This is a genomic window from Pseudomonas sp. 1L-C-7-B-C1, assembly GCF_057291635.1.
Map to the genome: position 1 here is coordinate 19,591 of NZ_JBXAWH010000012.1, position 22,277 is coordinate 41,867.

Consider the following 22,277-nt stretch of genomic DNA (forward strand, 5'->3'; position numbering starts at 1 on the left):
GGGGCGTCAAAGCTCCTTCTTCATGTGCTTCTCGATCTGCTCAAGGGACTTGCCCTTGGTTTCCGGCAGGCACAGGAAGACGAAGATCAGCGAGCCGATGTTGATCGCCGCAAACACGAAGAAGGTCGGGTTGCCGAGGGTGTCCACCGCGATCGGAAAGAGGAACGCGACGGTCGCGTTGAACAGCCACTGCATCGACACCGCGGTGCCGGTCAGCAGCCCGCGCACCTGCATCGGGAACAGCTCGGACATCAGCAGCCAGTACACCGGCGAGATGCACATCTGCATGAACAGCAGGAACACCAGAATGCAGGCCAGTGCGGCATAGCTCTGGGTCAGGTTCTGCGGCATGAACATCAGCACGCTACCCAGCGCCGCCTGCATCATGATCACGATGACCAGACCGGTCATCAGCAGATGACGACGCCCGTAACGGCCGATGGCCCAGATCCCCAGCAAGGTCGCGATGACCGAGACGATGCCGTTGCCGATGGTCGCAGTCAGCGCAGCGTTGGTGCCCATGCCGGTGTGTTTGAGGATGATCGGCGTGTAGTACATGAACGCGTTGACGCCGGTGAACTGCGCGGTAAAGCCCAGCCCGACACCGATCAGCAACAGCTTCAACACCCATGGCTGGCGCAGCAACTCGCGAGCGGCGACGTGCTTGTGGGCCTGTTTTTCCTGGGTTTTCATTTCCTCGACTTCGCGCTTGGCGGCGTCTTTGGTGTCACGCAGTTGCTCGAGCACGTGCTGCGCTTCATCGAAGCGGCCTTTGGAGGCCAGCCATCGCGGCGACGGCGGCACGAAGAACGTACCGATCAGCAGCAACACGCCCGGCACCATGGCGATGGCCAGCATGTAGCGCCAGATGCCGGGGGTGTGCAGCAACGCAGCCAGCACGGCGCTCAGCACGTAAGCCAGCAACTGGCCGCTGACGATCATCAGCTCGTTGCGGCTGACCAGCCGCGCCCGGCGTGAAGGGCCTGCGATTTCGGCGATGAACACCGGCACCGTCGCCGAGCCACCGCCAACGGCGATACCCAGCAGAAAACGCGCGGCGACCATGAACGGCACCGAAGGCGCGGTTGCCGTACCGAGGGCGCCGACGATGAACAACAGCGACAGCATGCGTAGGGTCACGCGTCGGCCAAAACGGTCGGAGAGGTAACCGCTGGCCAGTGAGCCGAAGGCGGCGCCGACGATCAGCGATGCAGTGATCAGCCCTTCGCTGACCGGGTTCAGGCCTAGACCGCCCTGGTCTAGGGGCAAGGTCATGAAGGGCAGGGCGCCCGCGATGATCCCCGTGTCGTAACCGAAAGCGAGTGCGCCCATGGTGGCGACAAGGACCGAGATGAAAATCAGACGACGCGGCGACGTGCGCTGCTCGTCTGGTTGGCCTATGGCGGCGGATGGGGTGCTGGAAGACATGGAAACCTAAACCTCTCGTGGAACCGGCGTTTTGCCGGTTCGCTGACGTCGTGGTTAGGGGCATGCCGGCCCTGTGAGTTCCGTGACAGGGTGAAAAAAACTGACTGATTGGTCGAGGGCGGATACGCCGGACCAAAGCCCCCCATTCTCCGGGCGACGGACGCTATCGTATGACCTTGCCCGGGGCCGACCGGATTCAGCAGCCGTCCACGACATCGCAGGTGGCTTGGGTGGTGTCCCGGGGCGCCGCCGCTGCGAGGATTTCGCCGACCTTTTGCGCGAAGCTGTCCATCCCGAACGGCTTGAGCAACACGGCCATGCCGGACTCCAGTTGATCGCCGCCCACCGCCGAATTTTCCGCGTAACCGGTGACAAACAGCACATCGAGGGAAGGCAGCAGGGTGCGGGCCGCGTCGGCGACCTGTCGGCCATTCATGCCGCCGGGCAGGCCGACATCGGTCACCAGCAGATCAATCGATGCCATCGAACGGAGCATGTGCAAGCCCGATGGCCCGTCCATGGCTTCGCTGACCTGGTACCCGCGTTCGCGCAGGGCGTCGCACATCAACATGCGCACGTGTGGCTCGTCGTCAATGACCAGCACCGTTTCGCCGCGGCTGTGGGTCTGCGACGGGCAGCGCGCCGGCGTCTGCTGGCGGTCACCCAGGTAGCGCGGCAAGTAAAGCGAGATCGTCGTGCCGGCGCCTTGGGTCGAGCACACCTGAATGGTGCCACCGGACTGGTGAACGAAACCGTGGATCATCGACAGCCCCAGGCCTGTGCCCTGGCCGATGGATTTGGTGGTGAAGAACGGGTCGAAGATCCGGTCGAGGATGTTCGGGGCAATGCCGGTGCCAGTGTCGCTGACGCTGATTTCGACGAAGTCCCCTGCGGGCAGCTGCGCCGCCACCCCCGGAACGCTGTCAGCCGAAACGTTGCGGGTCTGCACGGTGAGTTCGCCGCCGCTGGGCATGGCGTCGCGGGCGTTGAGCGTCAGATTGACCAGCGCGCTTTCGAGCTGCGGTGCGTCGATCTTGCTGAGCCACAGGTCGCCGCTGGCGATGGTCCTTATGCTGATGGAAGGGCCGATGGTGGAGGCGATAAGCTGACCCATGCCTGCCACCAGCCGATTGACGTCGGTAGGCTTGGCATCAAGGGTCTGACGACGGGAGAACGCCAGCAGCCGTTGAGTGAGGGTGGCGGCGCGACTGGCCGAGTCGTGGGCGGCGTTGACGTAGCGGTCCAGGCCATCGACCCGGCCGCTGGCGATACGTCGTTCGATCATTTCGAGGCTGCCGATGATACCGGCGAGCAGGTTGTTGAAATCGTGGGCAATGCCGCCGGTGAGCTGCCCCACGGCTTCCATCTTGTGCGCCTGACGCAGGGCCAAATGGGCCTCGGACAATTCCTGGGAACGGGCCAGCACCCGCTGTTCGAGGGTTTCGTTGGCGCTCTGAACCTGTTGAAACAACGTAGCGTTATCGATGGCGATGGCAGCCTGCGCGGCCAGTGCCGACATCAATTTTTCATGGCGCGGGGTGAACTGGCCGGCCTCGGGATGGCCGTAAAAGAGGCCGCCCAGTACCTCGCCGGAGCGAGACACAACCGACACCGCCAGATAACTGCGCAGCGGCACATGCCCTGTCGGCAGGCCGAAATGCGGGGAAATTCGCCCATAACGCGGGTCCAACAGTAGGTCGTCGGAACGCATGACGCCTGCGGTCAGGAATGCCGGCGAGAACACCGGGCTGGCGCGCGGGCCTGGCAACCGCGTCAGTTCCCGTGACTGGGCACCAGACAGTGTGAACAGGTCAAAATGATCGCTCGCGGCGTTGTGAAAATACCCGCCGATCTCGGCGCCGGTCATCTCGCGGCCGGCATCGGTCACCGTTTGCACCAGCCGCTTGAGGTCCAGCTCCAGGGCCAGCTGCGCATTGACCCGGTTCAGCGTTTCCAGGGTGCGGGTTTCCTCGCGCAACGCGGCCTCGCTGGCTTCCAGTGCTGCACGGGAGAGATGCGGCTCGGTGACGTCGTAGCCTTCGCAGAAAATCCCCGTGACCTGGCCTGTCTCATCGAGCAGCGGCTCATAAATGAAATCCAGATAACGCACTTCGCACGGGGCGTCGGGATGACTGAGCTGGATCGGCGTGCTCTGATGCACTAGGCGCTCGCCGGTGGTAAAGACCGCATCGAGCCATTCGTAAAACCCCTGGCCGCCCAGCTCCGGGAACGCCTCGTAAATGGTTTTGCCGATGTAGTCACGTTCGCCGAACAGCCGAGTGTAGGACTGGTTGACGAATTCAAAGCGGTGCTCGGGGCCGGCGAGGATGGTGATGAAACCGGGCGCCTGTTCAAACATCTTGCGTTGGCGGACCAGCTCCTGCGCCTTGCGCTGCTCCGCGAGGACCCGTTCGGTGACTTCGTGACCCTGGTTGAGGATTCCCGCAATGCGCCCGTCTTCGCCTCGGATCGGCGTGAAACTGTAGTTCCACCAGGTCTCGTGCAGCTTTCCGCCGCGCTCCATCATCAACAGCTGGTCGAACGCCGAGAAGCCTTCTGCATTCCTGACCGCCGCTTCAAGTTGCGGCCCGACGACGTCCCAGATGGCAGACCAGACTTCCCGCGCCGGGCGGCCCAGCACGGCCGGATGTCGGTCTGCCGGAATCGGTGCCCAGGCGTCGTTGTACAGCAGGCAGAAATCCGCGCCCCAGTAGATGGCCGTCGGGAAACTCGAATGCAGGCAAATGCTGATGGCCGAACGCAACGACTGTGGCCAGGTTGCCGGATCGCCCAGCGATGTCGACGCCCAGTCGAAGTCCCGGATCAGCTGCCCCATTTCGCCCCCGCCAAGGAGGAAGTCCAAGGTCCAGATTTGTACGTTGTCCGACATCATGGGCGACTTCTCGACGCTGTAATTTCAAAAAAGTGGGACTGGAGGGAATGGAATAGATTTCCACAGAGGGATGAACGGCGCGTATCAGCAGGATAGCACCAAGCCACCATCAGGGTGCAGATCCCCAGTGTGACAGTCATGCTTGCCGATGTGTGGCAGACCGTTGGAGGCCGCGCGAATGAGGAGACACCTTGAATGGACAGGCTCAGGCAGGGTCAGTATCGCCCTCCCTGCGACACGCGGAAGCCGTCAGGCGACTTTCAGGGATTTATAACTTGCTTGCAGAGCTGATAGCCCACGCCATAGACCGTGTGGACCAGAGGAAAGGCGAAACCGTCGTCGACGACTTTTCTGATTTGATGCACGCGAGTACCGAGGCCGGTGCTTTTGTGGGGAGCTTGATCGCCCCAGAGCATCTCCGCAATTTCTTGTTTACTGACAATGGCGGGGCTTCTGAGCATCAACAGCGCCAGTATGTCGATATTGGTGGGGTTGAGTCTCAGGTGCTTGTCCGCGCGCAGGGCCCGGTATTTCGCCGTATCCAGCACCAGATCTTCAACAACCAGCATATAAACGATCCCACCCTCTCGACAGTCGCGCGATAGTAGGGCCGCCATTGTCAAAAATTGGTTTGGGGGGTGTGAAGAACTCGTGGGGCTGGCGCCGTCATTAATTCTGGAATGGCGCCGTACTCAATAGTGGGACAGGCACTGAACACCTTGTGGGACCGGCTTCAGCCGGGAAGGCGTCAGGTTTAGCACCGCGAAATCCATGGCGCACGCACCGGCCTCTTCCCGGCTGAAGCCGGTCCCACTAAAAGCGTCGCGTCCATTCAGGGGGACTGGCGCCGCAAGCAATCGTGGGACCGGCTTTAGCCGGGAAGGGGCCAGCGGCTACACCATCGAACCCCCTGCCACGCTTTTGTACGGCAGCCATTGTTTCTGCGGGATCGGCAGTTCGCAGGATTCTCCGCGCCCGATCGGGTAGTAATGAAACCCGCTGCGTCCCAGCCGCTCGGTGTCGTACAGGTTGCGGCCGTCGAAGATCACCGGCGCGGCGAGGCGTTGCTGGATCAGCTCGAAATCCGGAGCCTTGAACTGCTGCCATTCGGTGCAGATGATCAACGCGTCAGCGTCGTTCAACGCCGATTCGGGGGTCCCCATCAGAATCAAATCCTTCCGGTTGCCGTAAAGGCGCTGCGTCTCCTGCATGGCCTCCGGGTCGAACGCGCGCACGGTGGCGCCTGCCTCCCACAAGGCTTCCATCAGCACCCGACTCGGCGCGTCGCGCATGTCGTCGGTGTTCGGTTTGAACGCCAGGCCCCACAAGGCGAACGTCTTTCCGCGCAGATCCCCCTGGTAAAACGCATTCACCCGTTCGAAGAGTTTGTTCTTCTGCCGCTCGTTGATGGCCTCAACCACCGCTAACAGGTCGTTGGAGCAATGAGCCTCCCGGGCGCTGTGGATCAGGGCACGGATGTCCTTGCCGAAGCACGAGCCGCCATAGCCGCAGCCGGGGTAGATGAAGTCGTAGCCGATCCGCGAATCCGCGCCGATGCCCAGCCTGACGGACTCGACGTCTGCGCCCAGGTGCTCGGCCAGTTCGGCGATCTGGTTGATAAAGCTGATCTTGGTCGCCAGCATGCAGTTGGCCGCGTATTTGGTCAGCTCGGCACTGCGCAGGTCCATGAACATGATCCGGTCGTGGTTGCGGTTGAACGGCGCGTACAGCTCACGCATGACCTTGCGCACGGCGTCGTTATCGCAACCGATGACGATCCGGTCCGGGCGCCGGCAGTCGTTGACCGCCGAGCCTTCCTTGAGAAACTCCGGGTTGGAGACGATATCGAACTGCAACAAGCGCCCGGCCTGGCGCAGGGCTTTGTCGATGTGTGCACGCAGGGCGTCGCCGCTGCCGACGGGGACCGTGGACTTTTCGACGATGATCAGCGGTTCGGCGCGGTAGGTCGCAATCGCGTCGCCGACCGCAAAAAAGCCCTTCAGGTCCGCTGAGCCGTCATCGCGGGACGGGGTGCCGACGGCGATGAACAAGACCTCGGCGTGCTCGACGGCAAGCTGGGTGTCGGTGGTGAACTGCAGGCGCTTGTTCTCCAGGTTCTCGCGCACCAGGCCGGCCAGCCCCGGCTCGAAAATATGCACCTGGCCCTGGCGCAACTGCTCGACCTTGGCCTGATCGATATCCATGCAGACCACGTCGTGGCCCACTTCTGCAAGCACGGTGGCTTGCACCAGACCGACATAGCCGCTACCGAAAACGCTGATTTTCATTGGGGAAAAGCCCTGTGGAGGAGTGCTGAAAAGGCGCCGGAGCCTGAGGTTCGGCGCCCTCGTCACGACCAGCGTGACACCCACAGTTTTCGATCCCGTGAACGTTGCAAAAAAATAAAACGAGGGGCTGCCTTCAAACGGCAGCTTTCACCCGACCTGAGTCCAGTGGGTTTTCGGCGGCTCCGAACCGGGAACAGGCTCGGGCAGCCGCACGAAAATGCTGTAGTGGGCTTTGTTGTCGATGGCCTCGAAAGCCGCCAGCTTTTCGATCAGCGCGGCGTTGACCACTTTGCCCGCATTGAGCAGCAGCATGCCGTTGTCCGCGTTCAAGTTGCGCACCAGCGTCATGCCCGGCACCAGCTCTCGGGTGGTGACGGCCTTGACGGTCGGGTCGTTGAGCACCGCGTCGTCCAGGTACGCGGCGCAGGCCTTGGCGAAGTCTTCGATCAGCCCCGGGTCGTAGAGCTTCCCGGCGTAGCGGCGGATGAACAGCAACGCCTCGCCGCTGCTCAGGTGCCGTTCCAGGATCAGCCCGCGCTGCAGTTCGATGAAGTCCACCGCCAGCTTGAGCAAACGTGCGCCGAACGGAATTGCCTCGCCCTTGAGGTGCGCGGGAAAGCCGCTGCCGTCCCAGCGCTCCTGGTGATGAAGGATCAGGCTGGCGGCGTCCTGAATCGGTTCAAGGGTCATCAGCAAGGACTGGCTCTGCCGCGGGTAAGTGCGCCAGGTCTCGCGGTCGGCGTGGCTGACCATGTCCGACGGGGTATTGATCAGCGCGTCGCTCCAGCCCAGTTTGCCGATGTTGTACAGCGCGGCGGCCATGCACAGGTCGCGGCGGGTGGACTCGTCGAGATCGAGGTGGTTGCTGCACGCATTGATCAGGTCGATCACCTGGCGATTGGTCTGCTTGTCCGCAGGCAGGCGCTGGTTGACCAGCATCGAGAACACCTCGGTGCCGGTGGCGTAACTGTGCTTGAGCTCCTCGTAGGCCAGATCGAGCATGTCGGCGGTCTGCTGCAGCTCCGCGGTGCGCGCCAGCACGCGTTTTTCCAGGGTGGCGTTGAGGCTTTTCAGCTCATCGTTCTGCCGCTGGGTGAGCTGTTCGAGGCGCTGTCTTTCGCGTTCGGAGAACTGGAATGCCAGGGACTGACGCAGGGTCAGCAGCAGCTCTTCGTCGGTCCAGGGTTTGGCGATGTAGCGATGCACATGGCCTTGGTTGATGGCTTTGACGATGGTTTCGAGGTCGGCGTAACCGGTCAGCAGGATGCGCGTGGTGTCCGGGTACAGGCTGTAGACCCGCGCCAGCAGCGCCGCGCCGTCCATGCCCGGCATGCGCGCGTCGCTGACGATCAGATCGACCGGCCGCTGCGCCATGATCGCCAGGGCCTGTTCGCCGCTGGTGGCCAGCAACACATCGTAGGGTTGCTCGCGGAGCAGGCGGCGCAGGCTGTTGAGAATCGATTCTTCGTCGTCCACCAACAGGAGGGTGGGGCGTTGCTGCACTGAAACACTGGCTGAGGCTTCCATGATCGACCCTCGCTCGTACTGACATCGTGACCCGCGTCGTGACTGCCATGCCGACTGGCATGATTGCCGACAGGACAGCTGAATGCCGCAAGGTTAGTTGAGATATGACGAGACCTCGCGGCTTTTGCGCAATATAAATCCAGCCCTCAACTTCACCTCTGGCAGGCCGACATAGGGGCATGAGTCCACGGATCGAGGCGCTGGGTTGATCATGTTGCTTCTGCAGATATTCTCGATCCTTTCCGTCTGCCTGCTGGTGCTGCTGGGCCGTTGGCTGCTGCACAGTTATCAGGTCATCAACCGGGTCAACGAGGACCTGAAGGCGGCCAATGAAAGTCTCGAACAGCGTGTCGAGGAGCGCACCCGGGCCTTCAAGCAGGCCAGTCATGCGTTGCAGGTCGAGATCGACGAGCGCAAGCAGTTGGAGAGCCAGTTGATCGGCGCTGAAAAGCTCGCCTCACTGGGGCAGATGGCCGCTGGCATCGCCCACGAGATCAACAATCCCATCGGCTTCATTTCGTCGAACCTTGGCACGCTGGCGGTCTATTTCGCCAAGCTTCAAGCGCTATTGGAAGCCTACAGGGCGGCCGAGTGTCAGCTTGGATCGCCTGAGGTTCTTCTCTCGCTCAATGCCCTGAAAACCCGTCTGGACCTGGCCTTCGTCGAGACAGAAATCCCGTTGCTGATACAGGAGTCACGGGACGGGGTGGCCCGCGCCGCGCAGATCATCAAGGACCTCAAGGAGTTCTCCCGGGCCGACCCCAACCCGCAGTGGCAATGGGCAAGCCTGCAGCGAGGCATCGATTCGACGCTGAACATCGCGACCAATGCGGTCAAGTACAAGGCCGACATCGTTACGCATTACCAGCCACTGCCCGACATCGAATGCCTGCCGGCGCAGCTCAATCAGGTGATCATGAATCTGCTGGTCAATGCCGCACAGGCCATCGGCCCGGGGCGCGGCACCATTACGCTGCGCAACGGCGTGCAAGGGGACAGCGTGTGGCTTGAGATCAGCGACACCGGGGCCGGCATTGCCCCGGAGGTGCTGCCGAAGATTTTCGATCCGTTCTTCACCACCAAACCGGTGGGCCAAGGGACCGGGCTGGGGCTGTCGCTGTCGTACGGGATCGTGCAAAAGCATCGCGGTACGATCAGCGTGCGCAGCCTGGAAGGGGTGGGTACGACGTTTCGTGTGGAGCTGCCGATTCAGCAGCGCTCTGACCAGAGCGCCGTCTGTTGAGACTCAGGCGCGGGCCATGCCGGGTACGTCCATGTTGATCCGGCGCCACGCCGCCTCGGCGAAGCTGTACACCGAAAACGCGATCAGGCCGAGCGCCATGACCATCAGCACCACGCCGCCGGCGGGCAGGTTTTGCAGGGCGTTGAGCGCGTCTTTCAGACCGGGCGGGTGCATCGCCTGATAGCTCGAACCGCTGATGGCCAGCAGCACGCCCATTTCGACAAACGCCACGCCGCGCGCGATCAGGCCGAAGCGGGACACCGGGGTCACGTATCTCATGACCTCTTCGTCGGCCTCGAAATACTTCTCGAACGAGGCTTTCCAGCCCTTGAAGAAGTGCGCGATACCGACGCCGAGCGGCACCAGCGCAACGAGGTAGACGACCAGGTTGGAGTGTTTCCACGACAGCAGTTGCGCGAGCAGGTCTTGGGTCTGACCGCCGCCGGAGCCACCGGAACTGCTCAGGCCATCAATCAGCAGGCCCAGCGCAAAAAACGCCAGCGCACCGTTGACCAGCCCGCCCGACAGCAACCCGCCGCGAATGACCAGGCCTTTGAACTCGCTGCCGTGATGGTCGACGTCCCGCGTTGCCTGCAACACGCGCCAGGCGGCGAATGCAAGCAGGCCTGCGACCACCAGACCGACCAGAAAGTGGCCGAAGGGCTGGCTGAACAGGGCTTCGAGGCTGCTGTGGCTGTCTTTGGGGCGTGATGAATCACGGGCAGCCAGCAAGGCGAAAATGCCGATGATCAGGTACAGAACGCCACGGGCGGCATAACCCGAACGGGCGAGCAGGACAAGGGTGTGATGCGGCGACATCGAGTGTTCTCCGTTAAGCGATAGATCAGCAGACCCGAGACGACGCGCGGGGTTCGATCGGGTTCGCCAGTAGGGCCCTGCGATGCTTCATCGTTCCCACGCTCCGCGTGGTAATGCATCCTCCGATGCTCCGCGTCGCAGCGATGGACGCGGAGCGTCCGGGGCGGCATCCCCACGCGGAGCGTGGGAACGATCAGAGGCATGGCTGCGGGCGCCTTCCCGGCTAAAGCCGGTCCCACAGGTTCGCGCCACGGCCAGACTGCGCGGAATGCACGCGATTGCTTTTAGTGGGACCGGCTTCAGCCGGGAAGAGGCCTGCATGAACACCATCAATTTAGCGGTGTGGCATCCGACGCCTTCCCGGCTAAAGCCGGTCCCACTAGAGAACCGCATGCATTCAATGGGACCGTCGCCGATGTCATTGGACACACGCGATGCAGCTAGTGGGACCCGCTTCAGCCGGGAAGAGGCCTGCATGAACACCGTCAATTTAGCGGTGTGGCATCCGACGCCTTCCCGGCTAAAGCCGGTCCCACAGGTTCGCGTCACGGCCAGACTGCGCGGAATGCACGCGATTGCTTTTAGTGGGACCGGCTTCAGCCGGGAAGAGGCCTGCATGAACACCGTCAATTTGCGGTGTGGCTACCGACGCCTTCCCGGCTAAAGCCGGTCCCACTAGAGAGCCATGTGCAGTCAGTCGAATTCGGTCAACCCGCGGCAGATTGAATGCGCTGACGAATCCAGGCGCGGCTGTGCTCCAGCACACGGTCCGCCATCATGGTGGGGAAATGGATGAAGCCGTGGGGGGCCTCGGGCAACAGGTGCACTTCGACCCCGGCGGTCTTCGCCCAGCGATCGGCCAGTTGCAGCGTGTCGTCGCGCAGCGGGTCCAGCGCGCCTACCCACATCAGTGCCGGCGGGAAGCCTGTGAAATCGCCATACAGCGGTGACAGCGGCGGCGCCTGACGCTGTGCGTCGCTGATGTCCGGCGTCAGCATGCGCAGGGCGTCGACCATGCCCGGGCCGTCCAGTACTAGCGTATCGGACCCCGCTGCACGCACGCTCGGTGTGCCGGTCAGGTCGTAAACCCCGTAATAGAGGAGGGCGCCGCACACGCGCTTGAACAGCTCCGGCCAGGCCTTGAGCTGCAACAGCGTCGCCCCGGCCAGATGCCCGCCTGCCGATTCGCCGACGACGATCACCGGCAGCCCGGCAAACTCCGGGCAACCGTCACCCAGCAGCCAGCGCGCTGCAACCAGACAATCCTCCATCAGCCCTTGCACCGGCGTCGACCCGGCGAGCCGGTAATCCACCGAAACAACGGCCACCTCGCACGCCCGGACCATCGCCATGTTCAGGTCGTCGTTCATCTGCGCGTTGCCGATCACCCAGCCGCCGCCATGAATGTCCAGCACCACGCCTTTGGCCTTGCCCTTGGGCCGGATGATCCGCACCGGCACACGATGACCGTCGAGGTTCGCCATCGTGCTTTCAGCGTGCAGGCCATGGCGGGCCAGCCTGGCCGCGCCATTGAGCTGACCGACGCGCAACAGCGACTGAATCAAAAGAGGGGTGAAGCGGTTGCGGATACGAAATCGCGGCAGCCAGGCCAGCTTCTTGTTAAAGCGCCGCGCCTGCGCCAGCTCATCGTCATGAAAATGCAAACCGTCGTTGCTGTCCAATTGCGTGCTCTCTCTCGGGCTCACGCCCGCCAGTCAGGGGTACTGTCTTGGTGTGCGCGGGCGGCCCAGAGTTTCACGTGCGCGAGTAAAGCAATTTGAGGCCGGCCGTGGCGTAAGCAACCGCGCGATCGTGCATGCCCACTGTGTATCTGATCGTGCCCACGCTCTGCGTGGGCATGCATCCCGAGACGCTCCGCGTCGCCTTGCCCGCAATCCCGTTACCGAGTGAGGTCTGGGGACGCGGAGCGTCCGGGGCGGCATTCCCACGCGGAGCGCGGGAACGATCAAACAGCCGACTTAACGGTTGCTCATTGGCGGCGTCGGTTTGATCAACTGCAACTGCTGACGGTAGTCATCGGTCACTTGCCGCGCCTGGCTGTTGCTGGTGATGACCCGTGGGGTGATCAGCACGACCAGCTCGGTGCGTTTCTTGCTCTTGACGGTGTTGCCGAACAGCCAGCGCAGGCCGGGAATGCTGCCCAGATACGGCACGGCAGACACGGTGTCGGCGTTGTCCTGTTTGATCAGGCCGCCGAGCAACACGGTCTGGCCGCTTTGCACCGCCACTTGAGTCGACACCGAGCGCGTCGAGATGCGCGGATTGCCGTTGCTGTCCGTGCCGTTGGCATCGTTGGCATCGCTGACCTGCTGCTGGATGTCCATGTACACCAGGCCGCCCGGATTGATGCGCGGCACGACGTCGAGAATAACGCCGGTCTGCACGTATTCCACGCTGCTGAGGGTCGTGTTCGAGACGTTGGTGTTCACGGTGGTCTGGCTGATCGGGATGTTGTCACCGACCTGAATCTGCGCCTGCTGGTTGTTCATCACCACCAGCGACGGCGCCGACAGCACCTGGGTGCGGCCGCTGGTTTCCAGCGCATGCAGCGCGATCTGCAGGTTGTTGCTGACGAATGAGTAAAACAGTGAATCGGCACCAAGGCCTGCACCGCCGCCGCCCAGCGCGCCCTGGCTGCCAGGGGCATTGGCGACGGTGGTGCTGGTGGAATTGCCGGCCAGCCGGCCGAGGTACCACTGCACCCCAAGGTCCAGCTCGCCGGTCAGGTTCACTTCAAGAATCCGCGTCTCGATCTGCACCTGCATCGGTGCGTTGTCCAGACGCTTGATGGCCGATTCGATCTCGGCCCACTGGGCCGGGCGCGTGCGGATCAGCAACTGATTGCTGCTCTGCTGGGCGGTAATCCGCGTGCTGTCGTCCAGGCGCTTGCTGGCGCCCGAGCCGCTGGCTGCGGCATCCGAACTGTCGCCCTGAATGCTGCTGTCAGCGCTGTCCTCAGAGGATTCGCCGTCCTGCTCTTCTTCACCTTGCTGAGAGCCGTTCTGCAAACCGCCGTTGGCGCCGCCCATGCCCGAACCCAGGCCGCCGCCCATGCCGCCGCCCATGCCGGAGCTGCCGTTGAGGCCCTGGCCGCCCACGCCCATGCCGCCGCTGCTGCCGGTGCCACTGCCGTTGAGCGATGACAGCGAGCGCGTGCGCAGGCCCGGCGCGACCTTGGCCGCGCTGTCGTCCTTGATCTGGCCGTTGCCGTAAATCTGCCGCAGGTATTTGGCCAGGTCCGAGGCCTTCATGTTGCGCACGTCGTAGACGTACATCTGCGGTTCGTTGCCGCCGCCTTCGTCGATGGTGTGAATCCAGTCACCGACTTCGCTCAGGTAGCGCGGCTGGGAAGAAATCGCCACCACCGAATTGGTCCGCTCGATCGGCAGAAACTTGACCATGCCGGCCAACGGCATGCCGCTGTCCGGGCCGAACATTTTTTGCAGCTCGGGCATCAGCTCGCCGACGCTGGCGCGTTGCAGGCCATACACGGCGATGGACATGCCCTTGAGCCAGTCGACGTCGAAGGTGTCGATGGTGTCCTGGTAGTTGGCCAGTTCATCCGGCGTACCGGCCAGGCTCAACACGTTGCGCGCCGGATCGACGAGCAAGAACGCGTTGTCACGGGCGAAAGGCTTGAGCAGCTTCTGCATCTCGGTGGCCGAGATAAAGTGCAGCGGGAACAACCGCGCCGACAGCCCGGTGGCCGGTCGCGCCACCGGCATTTCCGGCACCAGTTTGCCAGCGACGGCCTGGTTGGCCGGGAGGATCACGTAGCGGTCGCCCTGACGGATCATCGCGTTGTCGGTCCACGACAGCAGCGTCTCCAGAATCGACAGCGCCTGCTGCTTGTTCACCGGCTGCGAGGTCGAGAAGCTGACATCGCCTTTCACGCCCTGGTTGATGCTGTAGTTCTCATGCAGCAAATCGCCCAGCACGGTGTTGATCACCGCTTCGATGGGCTGGTTGGCGAAGTTGAAGGTGATGTCACCGGCGGCGGCTGAAGCGCCTTTCGCACCAGCACCGACCTGCGCCGGTCCCGCACCGCGCACGAACGTCTGGTTGCCGCGAATGATCTGTTGGCGCGCAGGCGCAGGCCTGGCGCCAGTGTTGTTCGGGCTCGGCGTTTCGACCGGATCGCTGACCGGGCCGCGCTGCGAACCGGTGCCATTGAGTGCTTCCTGCATCAGGGCCGGATCGTTTTCAAAACGTTCCGGAGTGGACGCGCATCCGGCCAGGGCCACGGCGGTGGCCAGGCACAACAACGGGCTGCGTAAACGGAAAAACTCAGAGGTGCGATTGTTCATGGTGTGGGTACGTTTGGAAGAGTAATAGGGGGGACTTTCGACGGCGGCGGAAGGCGCAGCATGGGCAGTCGCAGTTCGCGGGTCTGGCCCTGATGGCTGAAAGTGGCGTTTTGCGGCGTGACCGAATCAAGGGTCCAGCCGTTGTCCAGCGTGCTGCCGACGGCCAGCTTGAGGCGACGCTTCTGCGGCAGTTGCAGCAGCACCCAGCGCGAAGCGCCGTCGATGATCACGCCGTTCAGGCTGATGCCATCCAGGGACGAGGCCTGGGATTTGCCAGTGACCAGGTCAGGCTTGCGGTCCGGGCTGAACATCGATTGCTGCCAGGTCAGCGTGAGCGCCTGAGCCGGCAGCGCCGGCAATGCGGCGGGCCTGGCGGTTGGCGCGGCTTCACGGGCTTCGCCGGGCGGCAACCAGTCGATGTCCTGACCGGCGCCCATGCTCAGGCTGACGGCGACGGCGGCGAGGGCAACCGTGGCCGCGCCGAGCGCGAGAGTGAGGGCGTCGAACTTCATGCGTCAGGCTCCTCGGACGGTGTCGGTGGTTCAGGTTGCTCATCCAGATCGGCTTGCTCGGCGGGATCAGGTGGCTGCCGGGATTCGGTCTCTGGCTCGGCGGCGGGGTTGGACGGCTGCTCTTTGTGCGGCGCGGCCTGTTGCAGATACCCGCGCAACAGCAGATGCACCTGCAAGCGCCCGGCGCCGCCAGTGGCGGGCGCCGAGGTGGCGCGGCGGATGCTCAGGTTGTCGATGAACAGGAACGGCTGGCCGTATTCCAGTTCGTGCAGCAAAGCCACCAGCGGCTCCATGGCGCAGTCCAGGGTCAGGCTGACTTTGACCTGACGATACGGCTCGGCGCTGTCGCGCTCGGGGGTGATCGGCATGCGCTGGGTGACCTGGCAGCCGGGGCCTTGATCGGCGTGGGCCTTGACCAGATCGAGGCTGCGTTGCATCAGGTCGGCGGCCACGGCACTGGGGTCTTCGCCGGGCAACAGGCTGCTGCGGCTCGACGGGTCGCGGCGCGCCGCCTGCAACTGCTGCTCAAGGCTCTCGCGCTGGGCGAGGGCGCCGGCATAGCGCTGCTCCTGGTGGCGCAAGGTATCGGCCTGATCTTGCAAGTCGCTCAACGGGTCGAGAAACCAACTTTGCACCAGCAGCCACCAGGCCGCCCACAGCACCAGGGCCAGGGCAATCAGCGCGGCGCCGCGACGTTCACGGGGTGTCAGTTCACGGCGCATCGGCGGCCTCCTTGCGCAACTGGGCCCGCAGGGAAAAGCGCTCTTTACCGGTTTGTGCGTCGGGCTGAATGATCCCCTGGAACTGCGCGTCGGTGAGGGTGCGGCAGTCTTTCATGCGGCTGATGAGGGCGCTGGCCTTGGCGCTCTGGCCAGTGATCGACACGCTGCCGCCCTCGGCAATCTCCAGCTGCTCGACCCAGGTGTCGGCGCCCAGGCAGCCGGTGAGGTCGGCGAGCACGCTGGAGGTGGTCGGCTGCGCGGCCTTTTGCTGGGCCAGGTAACGCGCGGCGCCCTGGGTATTGATCAGTTCGCGGCGCAGGTTCTGCACGGCCTGCACCTGGCTGCGTTGCTCGTCGACGTGCTGCTGCATCGCTTCAACCTGGGCCGTGCGTGCGTCCAGCCAGAGCACCATGCAGGTCAGCAGCAAGGCGCCGCAGATCACGGCAAGGAAACGCGGCAGGCGTGCGGAGCCTGCCACCGCTGGCTTCAGCTCGGCGGGCAGCAGATCGACATTCAGCCGCTCGCCCTTGGCGTTGCGCGCATCCACGGCGTACAGCGGCAGGCCGCGTGCCGTGCAGGTGTCGATGACCGGCTGCAAACGCTCGCGCAGCACCGCCACCAGCAGCACCTGCGCCTGGGTTTTGCCCTTGGCGGTGACGCGCGCGACGTAATGCATCTGCTCGCGGGGGTAGGGCGTGTACTTGTCGAGCTCGAAACCCACCACGCTGTGCAGATCGCGCAGCGCCGCCAGCGGCAACTGCAGCGGCTGCGCCAAGACCATGCCAGCGGGGAGCATCAGGATCAGCCGCTCGCCGGTCTCGTGGGCAATGTGCTCGGGCAAGGGCCAGTCGATCAGGCGCTCGCGCACCTGGGGCATCAGCCGTGCGCGGACGCCGGCGGGCAGTAGCGCCTGCAATTCGTCCAGCCAGGCCTGCCACAGAGGCTGCGCCGGGCTGTCGCGCCACTGACTGCGCACCCGGGCCTGCAACGGCGCCAGCTGCTGTAAAAGTGATTGCTTCATTCTTGCCAACGCAGAACGCGATACGGTCGCGCTCCCTCCTTCGATGGGTTCAATAACAACGTGACGTTGAGCGTCGTGGTGTAACCGCCGGGCAATGTCGCCTGGCTTCGAATACTGATGACCGGGCCTGCGTCCTTGGTCGCGGGGCCCGCTTGCGGCAGACCCAGCGCTCGCCGCAGCCAGAGCGAGGCCATGCGCGGATCGGGCGCGGTGAGGCCGCTCCATAACGTGACGTTTGGGCTGGCGCACTGGTAAAGCGGCTGGCCGATGCCCGGCAGTTCACGCACTTCCTCGACCATCCGCAGCGGTGCCCGGCCACCGCCGCGACGCTGTTCCAGGCCCTGGGCCACTTGCCGCGCCAGGTCCGGATTCGCCCCGCACGCCACCAGCAGGCGGGCGAAGGATCCCGCCGGCGCCGCGTTGAGGTCCAGCTTGCCGGTCTCGCTGCCCAGGCTCACCGCCAGCGCGGCCTCGTCGAAACGCAATCCGTGGGGCTGGTTGTCGGCTTTCCAGTGTTGCTGCGGGTCGCGATCCAGCTGCGCCAGCACCGCCATGCCGATCCCGGCTTCTGCCGCGAGCACCGCCTGGGTGTGCTGGCGTTGCCACAGGGCCTGGCGGTTCTGCAAATGCACCCAGCCCAGCAAACCGGCGAGCAGCGTGCTGAGTAATGCCAGCACCCACAACACCAGCAGCAACGCCACGCCTTTTTGCCGACGGCCGTTCATAACGTGTGCGCCTCGCCGGACAGGTCCAGGCGCAGGTTGATGCTCTGCAACGGCCAAGGCACGGGGCCGGCCAGCTGCGCGTCGATGCGCACACTGACGGGCAGGCGTCCCGGCCACGGCCAGTGATCAAGCCACGCGGTGGATTCACCGGTGGGCGACACCCCGCGGTAACTCAGTTGCAGCGAGCGCACCTGATGCAGCAGCACCTGGGGCTCCTCGGCCGGCAACAGCGCCTGACCGCGCAAGCGCTCCAGGCTGACCTGCAAACGCTGACCGGCCGCCAGCGTCACGCTGTGCCGGTACAAACCGCCGCCGAGTGTGGCGGGCAGCGGCGCATAAAAGCTCATGGCCTGGGCGTCGCCCTCGAACACCGGCGCCTGGCCGGGCTCGGCACCGCTGGCCGCCAGGGGCAGCGCCTGAGCGATGGCGCTGCGCAAAAAATTCTGCGTCGAACGTATTTCATCGAGCCGCGTGCTGTAGCGCTCGGCCTTGGCCATGGCGCGGTTGGCCCCGGTGATCGCCGCGCCGACCATGGTCAGCAGCACGCCGAGCAAACTCAGCACCACCAAAACTTCGAGCAGCGTGAAACCCTGGCTTCGGCGCGTCATTGCCCGGCTCCGGAGCCCGCGCTGCGCACTTGCAGGCTGCTGTAATGGGCGCGGCGCGCTCCGTCGCTCACCTCAAGGTCCAGCCGCCAGGCCGTGGCCGGCGCATTGCCGCGGGGCAGCGCGCTGACCTCCATCTGCCAGGTCACGCCGCTCCACTTGCCCTCGGTGCGACCCGGCTGCAAGCGGCCGGCGCTGGCTTCGTCGATCAGCGAACGCGCCGCCAGACTCAGCCGGTCACTGCGTTGCGCCTGCTGCAAGGCCCGCGCGCTCTGCCCGAACGCCACCACCAGCACGCTGCTGCACACCGCCAGCACGGCGAGAGCGGCCAGCATCTCCAGCAGTGTGAAACCGCGCTGACGCCTCAATTGAGCGTGCGCAACTGAACGTTGCCGGTCAGCCAGTTGATGTCCACGCGCCAGTGTTTGTCGCCCCGGGCCAGTAACAGATGGCCGCCGCTGGAACCGCCGTCCGGGTAGAACTCGAACGCCGGGCCCAGGCCGTCAGCGGTCTGCAGTTGCACGCGCATGTCGGTGGGCAGTTGCACCGGCTTCAGGTGCGGGCCTTGAAGCCGACCGTTGCGCAGATCAAAGCGCGTCTGCGCCGGTTGCCCGGTGACGATCGCCTGCACCCGCGCCGCCCGCAGCGACTGAACCACTTCGCTCAGCGCGCGACGTTCACTGGCCGCGTGCAAACCCCGACCCACGCCAAAGCTCACCAGGCCGACGCTGATGCCGATCAGAACGATCACCACCAGCAATTCGAACAGGGTGAAGCCGCGGGCGCGGGGCAGGGCGTGCATATTATTCCCAGTTACCGATGTCGGCCTTGTAGCCGTCACCGCCAGGCTGGCCGTCCTGACCGAAGAAGATCAGGTCAAAGCTGCCGTGCTCGCCCGGGTAGCGGTAGCCGAACGCGTGGCCGAACGGGTCTTTCAGGTCCGAAGGCTTGGCGTACGGGCCGGCCCAACCGGTCGCATTGGCCGGCTTGGTCACCAGCTGCTGCAGATTGGCCGGCGGCGTGCCGACGTCCAGGCCGTAGCTTTCGACCTTCATGCCGAGGCTGGCGAGCTGCGCCTTGCCTGCGCCGTATTTGCCCTTGTCGACGTTGCCGCCGACCTGACGCACGACGATGGTGGCGACGATGCCCAGCAGCACGATCACGGCGAGCATTTCCAGCAGGGTGAAACCGCCCTGGCGACGGCCTTGGGCAGCGTTGAATCGGGACATGTGTATTTCCTCAAATGTTACTGGTAAGACTCATCAGCGGCAGCATGATAGCGAGCATGATCACCGCCACCATCACCGCCATGACAACGGTCAGGCTCGGCACCAGCGCGGCGAGCAGACGGTCGATGCCGCGCTTGGCCTCGACGTCGAACACGTCGGCGACCTTGAGCAGCATGCCGTCCAGGTTGCCGGCCTGTTCGCCGACTTCGATCATCTGCAGCGCCAGCTCCGGCAGCAGCGGTTGCTCGCCGAACGCCTGGGCCAGCGTGCCGCCACCCTTGACCCACTCGGTGGCCTGCTCGACCTGGGCACGCAGGGCGTAGTTGCCGCAGACCTGACGGACGATGGTCATCGCTTGCAACAGCGCGACGCCGTTGCTCAGCAGGGTGCCGAGGGTCCGCGCCAGACGCGCGGCTTCGATCCGCTGCAACAGCGGGCCGATGACTTTGATAAACAGCAGGCGCCGGTCATGACGCTGGCGTCGTTGCGGATCCCGGCGCAGGACCGCGACGGTCCAGATCAGCCCGACGATGGCGCCGAGCAGCAGCAAGCCGTAGGCGCTGAGAAATTCCCCCAGCCACAGGATTGCCTGGGTGATGAAGGGAATCGGCACGCCCAGGTCACGAAAGATCGGCACGAACTGCGGCACCACGTACGCCAGCAGCAAGGCCAGCGAGCCGAGCACGCCGACCACCAGAAAGATCGGGTAGATCAGCGCATTAATGACTTCGCCGCGCAGCATCTGGCTGCGTTCCAGATACTCGCTGAGCTGGCGCAGGGTGTTTTCCAGGGACCCGCCGGCTTCGCCCGCGCGGACCATGCTGATGTACAGGCTGGAAAACTGGCCGTGCTCTTCTTCCAGCGCCTGACTCAACGGCTTACCGGCCTTGACCTGTTCACGAATCCGTTCAAGCAGCGCCTGGCGCTTGGGCTCGTGGGTCTGCTTGAGGAGGATGGTCAGGGCGCGTTCCAGCGGCTGGCCGGCACCGAGCAGGGTCGCCAGTTGCTGGGTGAAGCTCACCAGCGCCGCGCCGTTCATTGCGCCGCGACGCATGGCCGCGCGCAGGCCGCTGTTGGTGCTGGCTTCAAGGCTGAGCAGCAACAGGCCGCGCTTGTGCAGCGTCGCTGTCGCGGCGGTTTGATCGGCCGCTTCGAGGGTGCCGTGTTGGGCGACGCCATCGGCATCCAGTGCGCGGTATTTGAAATGGGCCATGGTCAGTCGCCACGCGTAACGCGCAGCACCTCTTCAAGGGAGGTCACGCCGGCCACCGCCTGGCGCAGGCCTTCTTCATATAAGGTGCGCAGGCCGCCGCGACGGGCCGCTTGCTCCAGCGTCGAGGCATCGGCCTGGCGCATCAGCAGGCCGCGCAGCTCTTCATTCATCACCAGCAATTCGGTGATGGCGCTACGGCCGTGATAACCGCCGCCGGGCAATTCGCTGGCGGGGCGATACAGGGTGATCGGGCGCTGATCGGTGAAGCGATCCAGCCCGTGTTCGGCAACCAGTTCCGGCGGTGCTTCAAAGGCGATGCGCGTGAGCGGATCGAGCCTGCGCACCAGCCGCTGGGCCAGAATGCCTTTAACGGTGGAGGCGATCAGGTAGCTTTCGACGCCCATGTCCAGCAACCGCGTGATACTCGCGGCGGCACTGTTGGTGTGCAGCGTCGACAGCACGAGGTGCCCGGTCAGGGACGATTGAATGGCGATGCGGCAGGTTTCCAGGTCGCGCATCTCGCCGATCATGATCACGTCAGGGTCTTGCCGGACGATGGAGCGCAAAGCGCCGGCGAAATCGAGACCGATGGCCGGCTTGACCTGAATCTGGTTGATGCCCTCGAGCTGGTACTCGACCGGGTCTTCAACCGTGATGATCTTGCGCTCGGCGGTGTTGAGCCGTGACAGTGCGGTGTACAGCGTGGTGGTTTTGCCGGAACCGGTGGGGCCGGTGACCAGCAAAATGCCGTGGGGGTTCTCCAGCACGTCGAGGAAGTTCTGCAGGCGCTCGCCGTCCATGCCCAGGCTGGGGAAGTCGAAGCTGACGGTCTGCCGATCGAGCAGACGCATCACCACCGACTCGCCGAAGCTGGTGGGCACCGTGCTCACCCGCAAGTCCAACTCTTTACCCTGAATGCGCAGCATGATGCGGCCATCCTGGGGCAGGCGACGCTCGGCGATGTCCAGCCGCGCCATGATCTTCAGTCGCGAAATGATCGCTGCCGATGAACTGGACGGCGGCGCTTCGGCTTCGTGGAGCACACCGTCGATGCGGTAACGCACTTTCAGCTGGCTTTCAAAAGGCTCTATATGAATGTCGGAGGCGCGTTGCTCGACGGCCCGTTGCAGAATCAGGTTGACCAGCCGGATCACCGGCGCCTCGGACGCGAGGTCTTTGAGGTGCTCGATGTCTTCTTCGGCGCCGCCGTGTTCGTCGAGGGTCTCGATCAGCGAGCCCATGGCCGAACGGCCCTGGCCGTAATAGCGCTCGATCAGCCCGTCGACCTCACTGCCAGCACCGACCGACACATACACCGGCGCCTGGCAGGCGTACGCCACGGCGTCCAGCCCATAGGCATTGCCCGGATTGGCCGCCAAGACATGCACGCCATCGGCATGGGTGCCGATGGGCAGCAGGCGATAGTGCCGCAGGAAGCGCTCGCTCAACTCCGGCAAAGGATCGCCGGACAGCGTCACGTTTTCCGCCAGCAGCAACGGCGCTTGCAGCGTCGAAGCCCATGCCTTTGCCAGGTCCAGTTCCGAGACCAGGCCCAGGCGGGTCAGCAATTCGGTGAGCGAACTGCCTTCCGATTCCTGGGCCAGTCGCTGTGCCCGCTCCAGATCACCTGTCTTCAGTCCGGCATTGGCCAACAGCCAGGCACACAGCGCTTCGGCCGAGTGCGCGGTGAGTTGTTGGCTATTGATAGGGGACAGATGAATGGA

The 22,277-nt window shown here is 64.2% G+C and carries 17 protein-coding genes and 2 pseudogenes; 1 reads left to right on the forward strand and 18 read right to left on the reverse strand.

Annotation, left to right across the window (positions count from 1 at the left end; genetic code table 11):
• Positions 1 to 6: 6 nt before the first annotated feature.
• The 5 genes from AC0Z8Z_RS18440 to nosR all read right to left on the reverse strand — a co-directional run bounded on the left by AC0Z8Z_RS18440 (position 7) and on the right by nosR (position 8,136).
• Complete coding sequence (locus tag AC0Z8Z_RS18440) at positions 7 to 1,428, reverse strand: sugar porter family MFS transporter (protein WP_122534716.1); 1,422 nt, start codon at positions 1,426 to 1,428, stop codon at positions 7 to 9.
• Positions 1,429 to 1,624: 196 nt separating this feature from the next.
• The gene (locus AC0Z8Z_RS18445) at positions 1,625 to 4,321 is read right to left on the reverse strand and encodes an ATP-binding protein (protein WP_485620068.1); all 2,697 of its coding nucleotides are present in this window, start codon (positions 4,319 to 4,321) and stop codon (positions 1,625 to 1,627) included.
• 260 nt (positions 4,322 to 4,581) lie between these two features.
• Positions 4,582 to 4,890 carry a winged helix-turn-helix domain-containing protein gene (locus AC0Z8Z_RS18450; protein ID WP_485620070.1) on the reverse strand — a complete coding sequence of 103 codons (309 nt, stop codon included), beginning with the start codon at positions 4,888 to 4,890 and terminating at the stop codon, positions 4,582 to 4,584.
• A gap of 324 nt (positions 4,891 to 5,214) precedes the next feature.
• Complete coding sequence (locus AC0Z8Z_RS18455; protein WP_485620071.1) at positions 5,215 to 6,609, reverse strand: UDP-glucose dehydrogenase family protein; 1,395 nt, start codon at positions 6,607 to 6,609, stop codon at positions 5,215 to 5,217.
• A gap of 147 nt (positions 6,610 to 6,756) precedes the next feature.
• On the reverse strand, positions 6,757 to 8,136 hold the full coding sequence (gene nosR / locus AC0Z8Z_RS18460) for a response regulator c-di-GMP phosphodiesterase, NosR family (protein ID WP_205483728.1): 1,380 nt from the start codon (positions 8,134 to 8,136) through the stop codon (positions 6,757 to 6,759).
• A 337-nt stretch (positions 8,137 to 8,473) separates the two neighbouring features.
• On the opposite strand from nosR, the pseudogene AC0Z8Z_RS18465 reads away from it, so the two are divergent.
• Positions 8,474 to 9,379: pseudogene (locus AC0Z8Z_RS18465) on the forward strand (ATP-binding protein); the annotation flags it as partial.
• A 3-nt stretch (positions 9,380 to 9,382) separates the two neighbouring features.
• Here AC0Z8Z_RS18465 and AC0Z8Z_RS18470 read toward each other — a convergent pair.
• From AC0Z8Z_RS18470 to gspE, 13 genes and pseudogenes are all read right to left on the reverse strand, one after another.
• Positions 9,383 to 10,198, reverse strand: a complete 816-nt coding sequence (locus AC0Z8Z_RS18470) for a DUF1206 domain-containing protein (protein ID WP_485620072.1) — start codon at positions 10,196 to 10,198, stop codon at positions 9,383 to 9,385.
• Between the two features lie 707 nt (positions 10,199 to 10,905).
• On the reverse strand, positions 10,906 to 11,880 hold the full coding sequence (locus tag AC0Z8Z_RS18475; protein ID WP_485620073.1) for an alpha/beta hydrolase: 975 nt from the start codon (positions 11,878 to 11,880) through the stop codon (positions 10,906 to 10,908).
• A 297-nt stretch (positions 11,881 to 12,177) separates the two neighbouring features.
• Positions 12,178 to 14,526, reverse strand: a complete 2,349-nt coding sequence (gene gspD / locus AC0Z8Z_RS18480; RefSeq protein ID WP_485620075.1) for a type II secretion system secretin GspD — start codon at positions 14,524 to 14,526, stop codon at positions 12,178 to 12,180.
• Positions 14,523 to 15,038, reverse strand: coding sequence for a hypothetical protein (locus tag AC0Z8Z_RS18485; RefSeq protein ID WP_485620076.1), 516 nt, complete (start codon positions 15,036 to 15,038; stop codon positions 14,523 to 14,525). The genes gspD and AC0Z8Z_RS18485 overlap by 4 nt, the downstream gene beginning before the upstream one ends.
• A gap of 131 nt (positions 15,039 to 15,169) precedes the next feature.
• Positions 15,170 to 15,760: pseudogene (gene gspM / locus AC0Z8Z_RS18490) on the reverse strand (type II secretion system protein GspM); the annotation flags it as partial.
• Positions 15,750 to 16,781, reverse strand: a complete 1,032-nt coding sequence (locus tag AC0Z8Z_RS18495; RefSeq protein ID WP_485620077.1) for a PilN domain-containing protein — start codon at positions 16,779 to 16,781, stop codon at positions 15,750 to 15,752. The gene AC0Z8Z_RS18495 and the pseudogene gspM, both read right to left, overlap by 11 nt.
• Positions 16,778 to 17,506, reverse strand: coding sequence for a type II secretion system minor pseudopilin GspK (locus AC0Z8Z_RS18500; RefSeq protein ID WP_485620078.1), 729 nt, complete (start codon positions 17,504 to 17,506; stop codon positions 16,778 to 16,780). The genes AC0Z8Z_RS18495 and AC0Z8Z_RS18500 overlap by 4 nt, the downstream gene beginning before the upstream one ends.
• Entirely contained in the window at positions 17,503 to 18,114 is a 612-nt protein-coding gene (locus AC0Z8Z_RS18505) for a prepilin-type N-terminal cleavage/methylation domain-containing protein (RefSeq protein ID WP_172611892.1), read from the reverse strand. Before AC0Z8Z_RS18505 ends, AC0Z8Z_RS18500 begins: the two co-directional genes overlap by 4 nt.
• Positions 18,111 to 18,479 carry a type II secretion system protein gene (locus AC0Z8Z_RS18510; protein WP_122534737.1) on the reverse strand — a complete coding sequence of 123 codons (369 nt, stop codon included), beginning with the start codon at positions 18,477 to 18,479 and terminating at the stop codon, positions 18,111 to 18,113. The genes AC0Z8Z_RS18505 and AC0Z8Z_RS18510 overlap by 4 nt, the downstream gene beginning before the upstream one ends.
• Positions 18,476 to 18,913 carry a GspH/FimT family pseudopilin gene (locus AC0Z8Z_RS18515; RefSeq protein WP_122534738.1) on the reverse strand — a complete coding sequence of 146 codons (438 nt, stop codon included), beginning with the start codon at positions 18,911 to 18,913 and terminating at the stop codon, positions 18,476 to 18,478. The genes AC0Z8Z_RS18510 and AC0Z8Z_RS18515 overlap by 4 nt, the downstream gene beginning before the upstream one ends.
• A 1-nt stretch (position 18,914) precedes the next feature.
• Positions 18,915 to 19,340: a type II secretion system major pseudopilin GspG gene (gspG, locus tag AC0Z8Z_RS18520; RefSeq protein ID WP_065989019.1), complete on the reverse strand. Its 426-nt coding sequence runs from the start codon at positions 19,338 to 19,340 to the stop codon at positions 18,915 to 18,917.
• A gap of 10 nt (positions 19,341 to 19,350) precedes the next feature.
• Positions 19,351 to 20,553: a type II secretion system inner membrane protein GspF gene (gene gspF / locus AC0Z8Z_RS18525; protein WP_485620080.1), complete on the reverse strand. Its 1,203-nt coding sequence runs from the start codon at positions 20,551 to 20,553 to the stop codon at positions 19,351 to 19,353.
• A gap of 2 nt (positions 20,554 to 20,555) precedes the next feature.
• Complete coding sequence (gene gspE, locus AC0Z8Z_RS18530) at positions 20,556 to 22,274, reverse strand: type II secretion system ATPase GspE (protein WP_485620182.1); 1,719 nt, start codon at positions 22,272 to 22,274, stop codon at positions 20,556 to 20,558.
• Positions 22,275 to 22,277: the final 3 nt, after the last annotated feature.

Coding starts and splice junctions, on each gene's coding strand:
- AC0Z8Z_RS18500 (WP_485620078.1), bottom strand. CDS start 17,506: ATGAACGGCCGTCGGCAAAAAGGCGTGGCGTTGCTGCTGGTGTTGTGG.
- AC0Z8Z_RS18505 (WP_172611892.1), bottom strand. CDS start 18,114: ATGACGCGCCGAAGCCAGGGTTTCACGCTGCTCGAAGTTTTGGTGGTG.
- AC0Z8Z_RS18455 (WP_485620071.1), bottom strand. CDS start 6,609: ATGAAAATCAGCGTTTTCGGTAGCGGCTATGTCGGTCTGGTGCAAGCC.
- AC0Z8Z_RS18470 (WP_485620072.1), bottom strand. CDS start 10,198: ATGTCGCCGCATCACACCCTTGTCCTGCTCGCCCGTTCGGGTTATGCC.
- AC0Z8Z_RS18515 (WP_122534738.1), bottom strand. CDS start 18,913: ATGCACGCCCTGCCCCGCGCCCGCGGCTTCACCCTGTTCGAATTGCTG.
- gspF (WP_485620080.1), bottom strand. CDS start 20,553: ATGGCCCATTTCAAATACCGCGCACTGGATGCCGATGGCGTCGCCCAA.
- nosR (WP_205483728.1), bottom strand. CDS start 8,136: ATGGAAGCCTCAGCCAGTGTTTCAGTGCAGCAACGCCCCACCCTCCTG.
- AC0Z8Z_RS18485 (WP_485620076.1), bottom strand. CDS start 15,038: ATGAAGTTCGACGCCCTCACTCTCGCGCTCGGCGCGGCCACGGTTGCC.
- gspG (WP_065989019.1), bottom strand. CDS start 19,340: ATGTCCCGATTCAACGCTGCCCAAGGCCGTCGCCAGGGCGGTTTCACC.
- AC0Z8Z_RS18450 (WP_485620070.1), bottom strand. CDS start 4,890: ATGCTGGTTGTTGAAGATCTGGTGCTGGATACGGCGAAATACCGGGCC.
- AC0Z8Z_RS18445 (WP_485620068.1), bottom strand. CDS start 4,321: ATGATGTCGGACAACGTACAAATCTGGACCTTGGACTTCCTCCTTGGC.
- gspD (WP_485620075.1), bottom strand. CDS start 14,526: ATGAACAATCGCACCTCTGAGTTTTTCCGTTTACGCAGCCCGTTGTTG.
- AC0Z8Z_RS18495 (WP_485620077.1), bottom strand. CDS start 16,781: ATGAAGCAATCACTTTTACAGCAGCTGGCGCCGTTGCAGGCCCGGGTG.
- AC0Z8Z_RS18440 (WP_122534716.1), bottom strand. CDS start 1,428: ATGTCTTCCAGCACCCCATCCGCCGCCATAGGCCAACCAGACGAGCAG.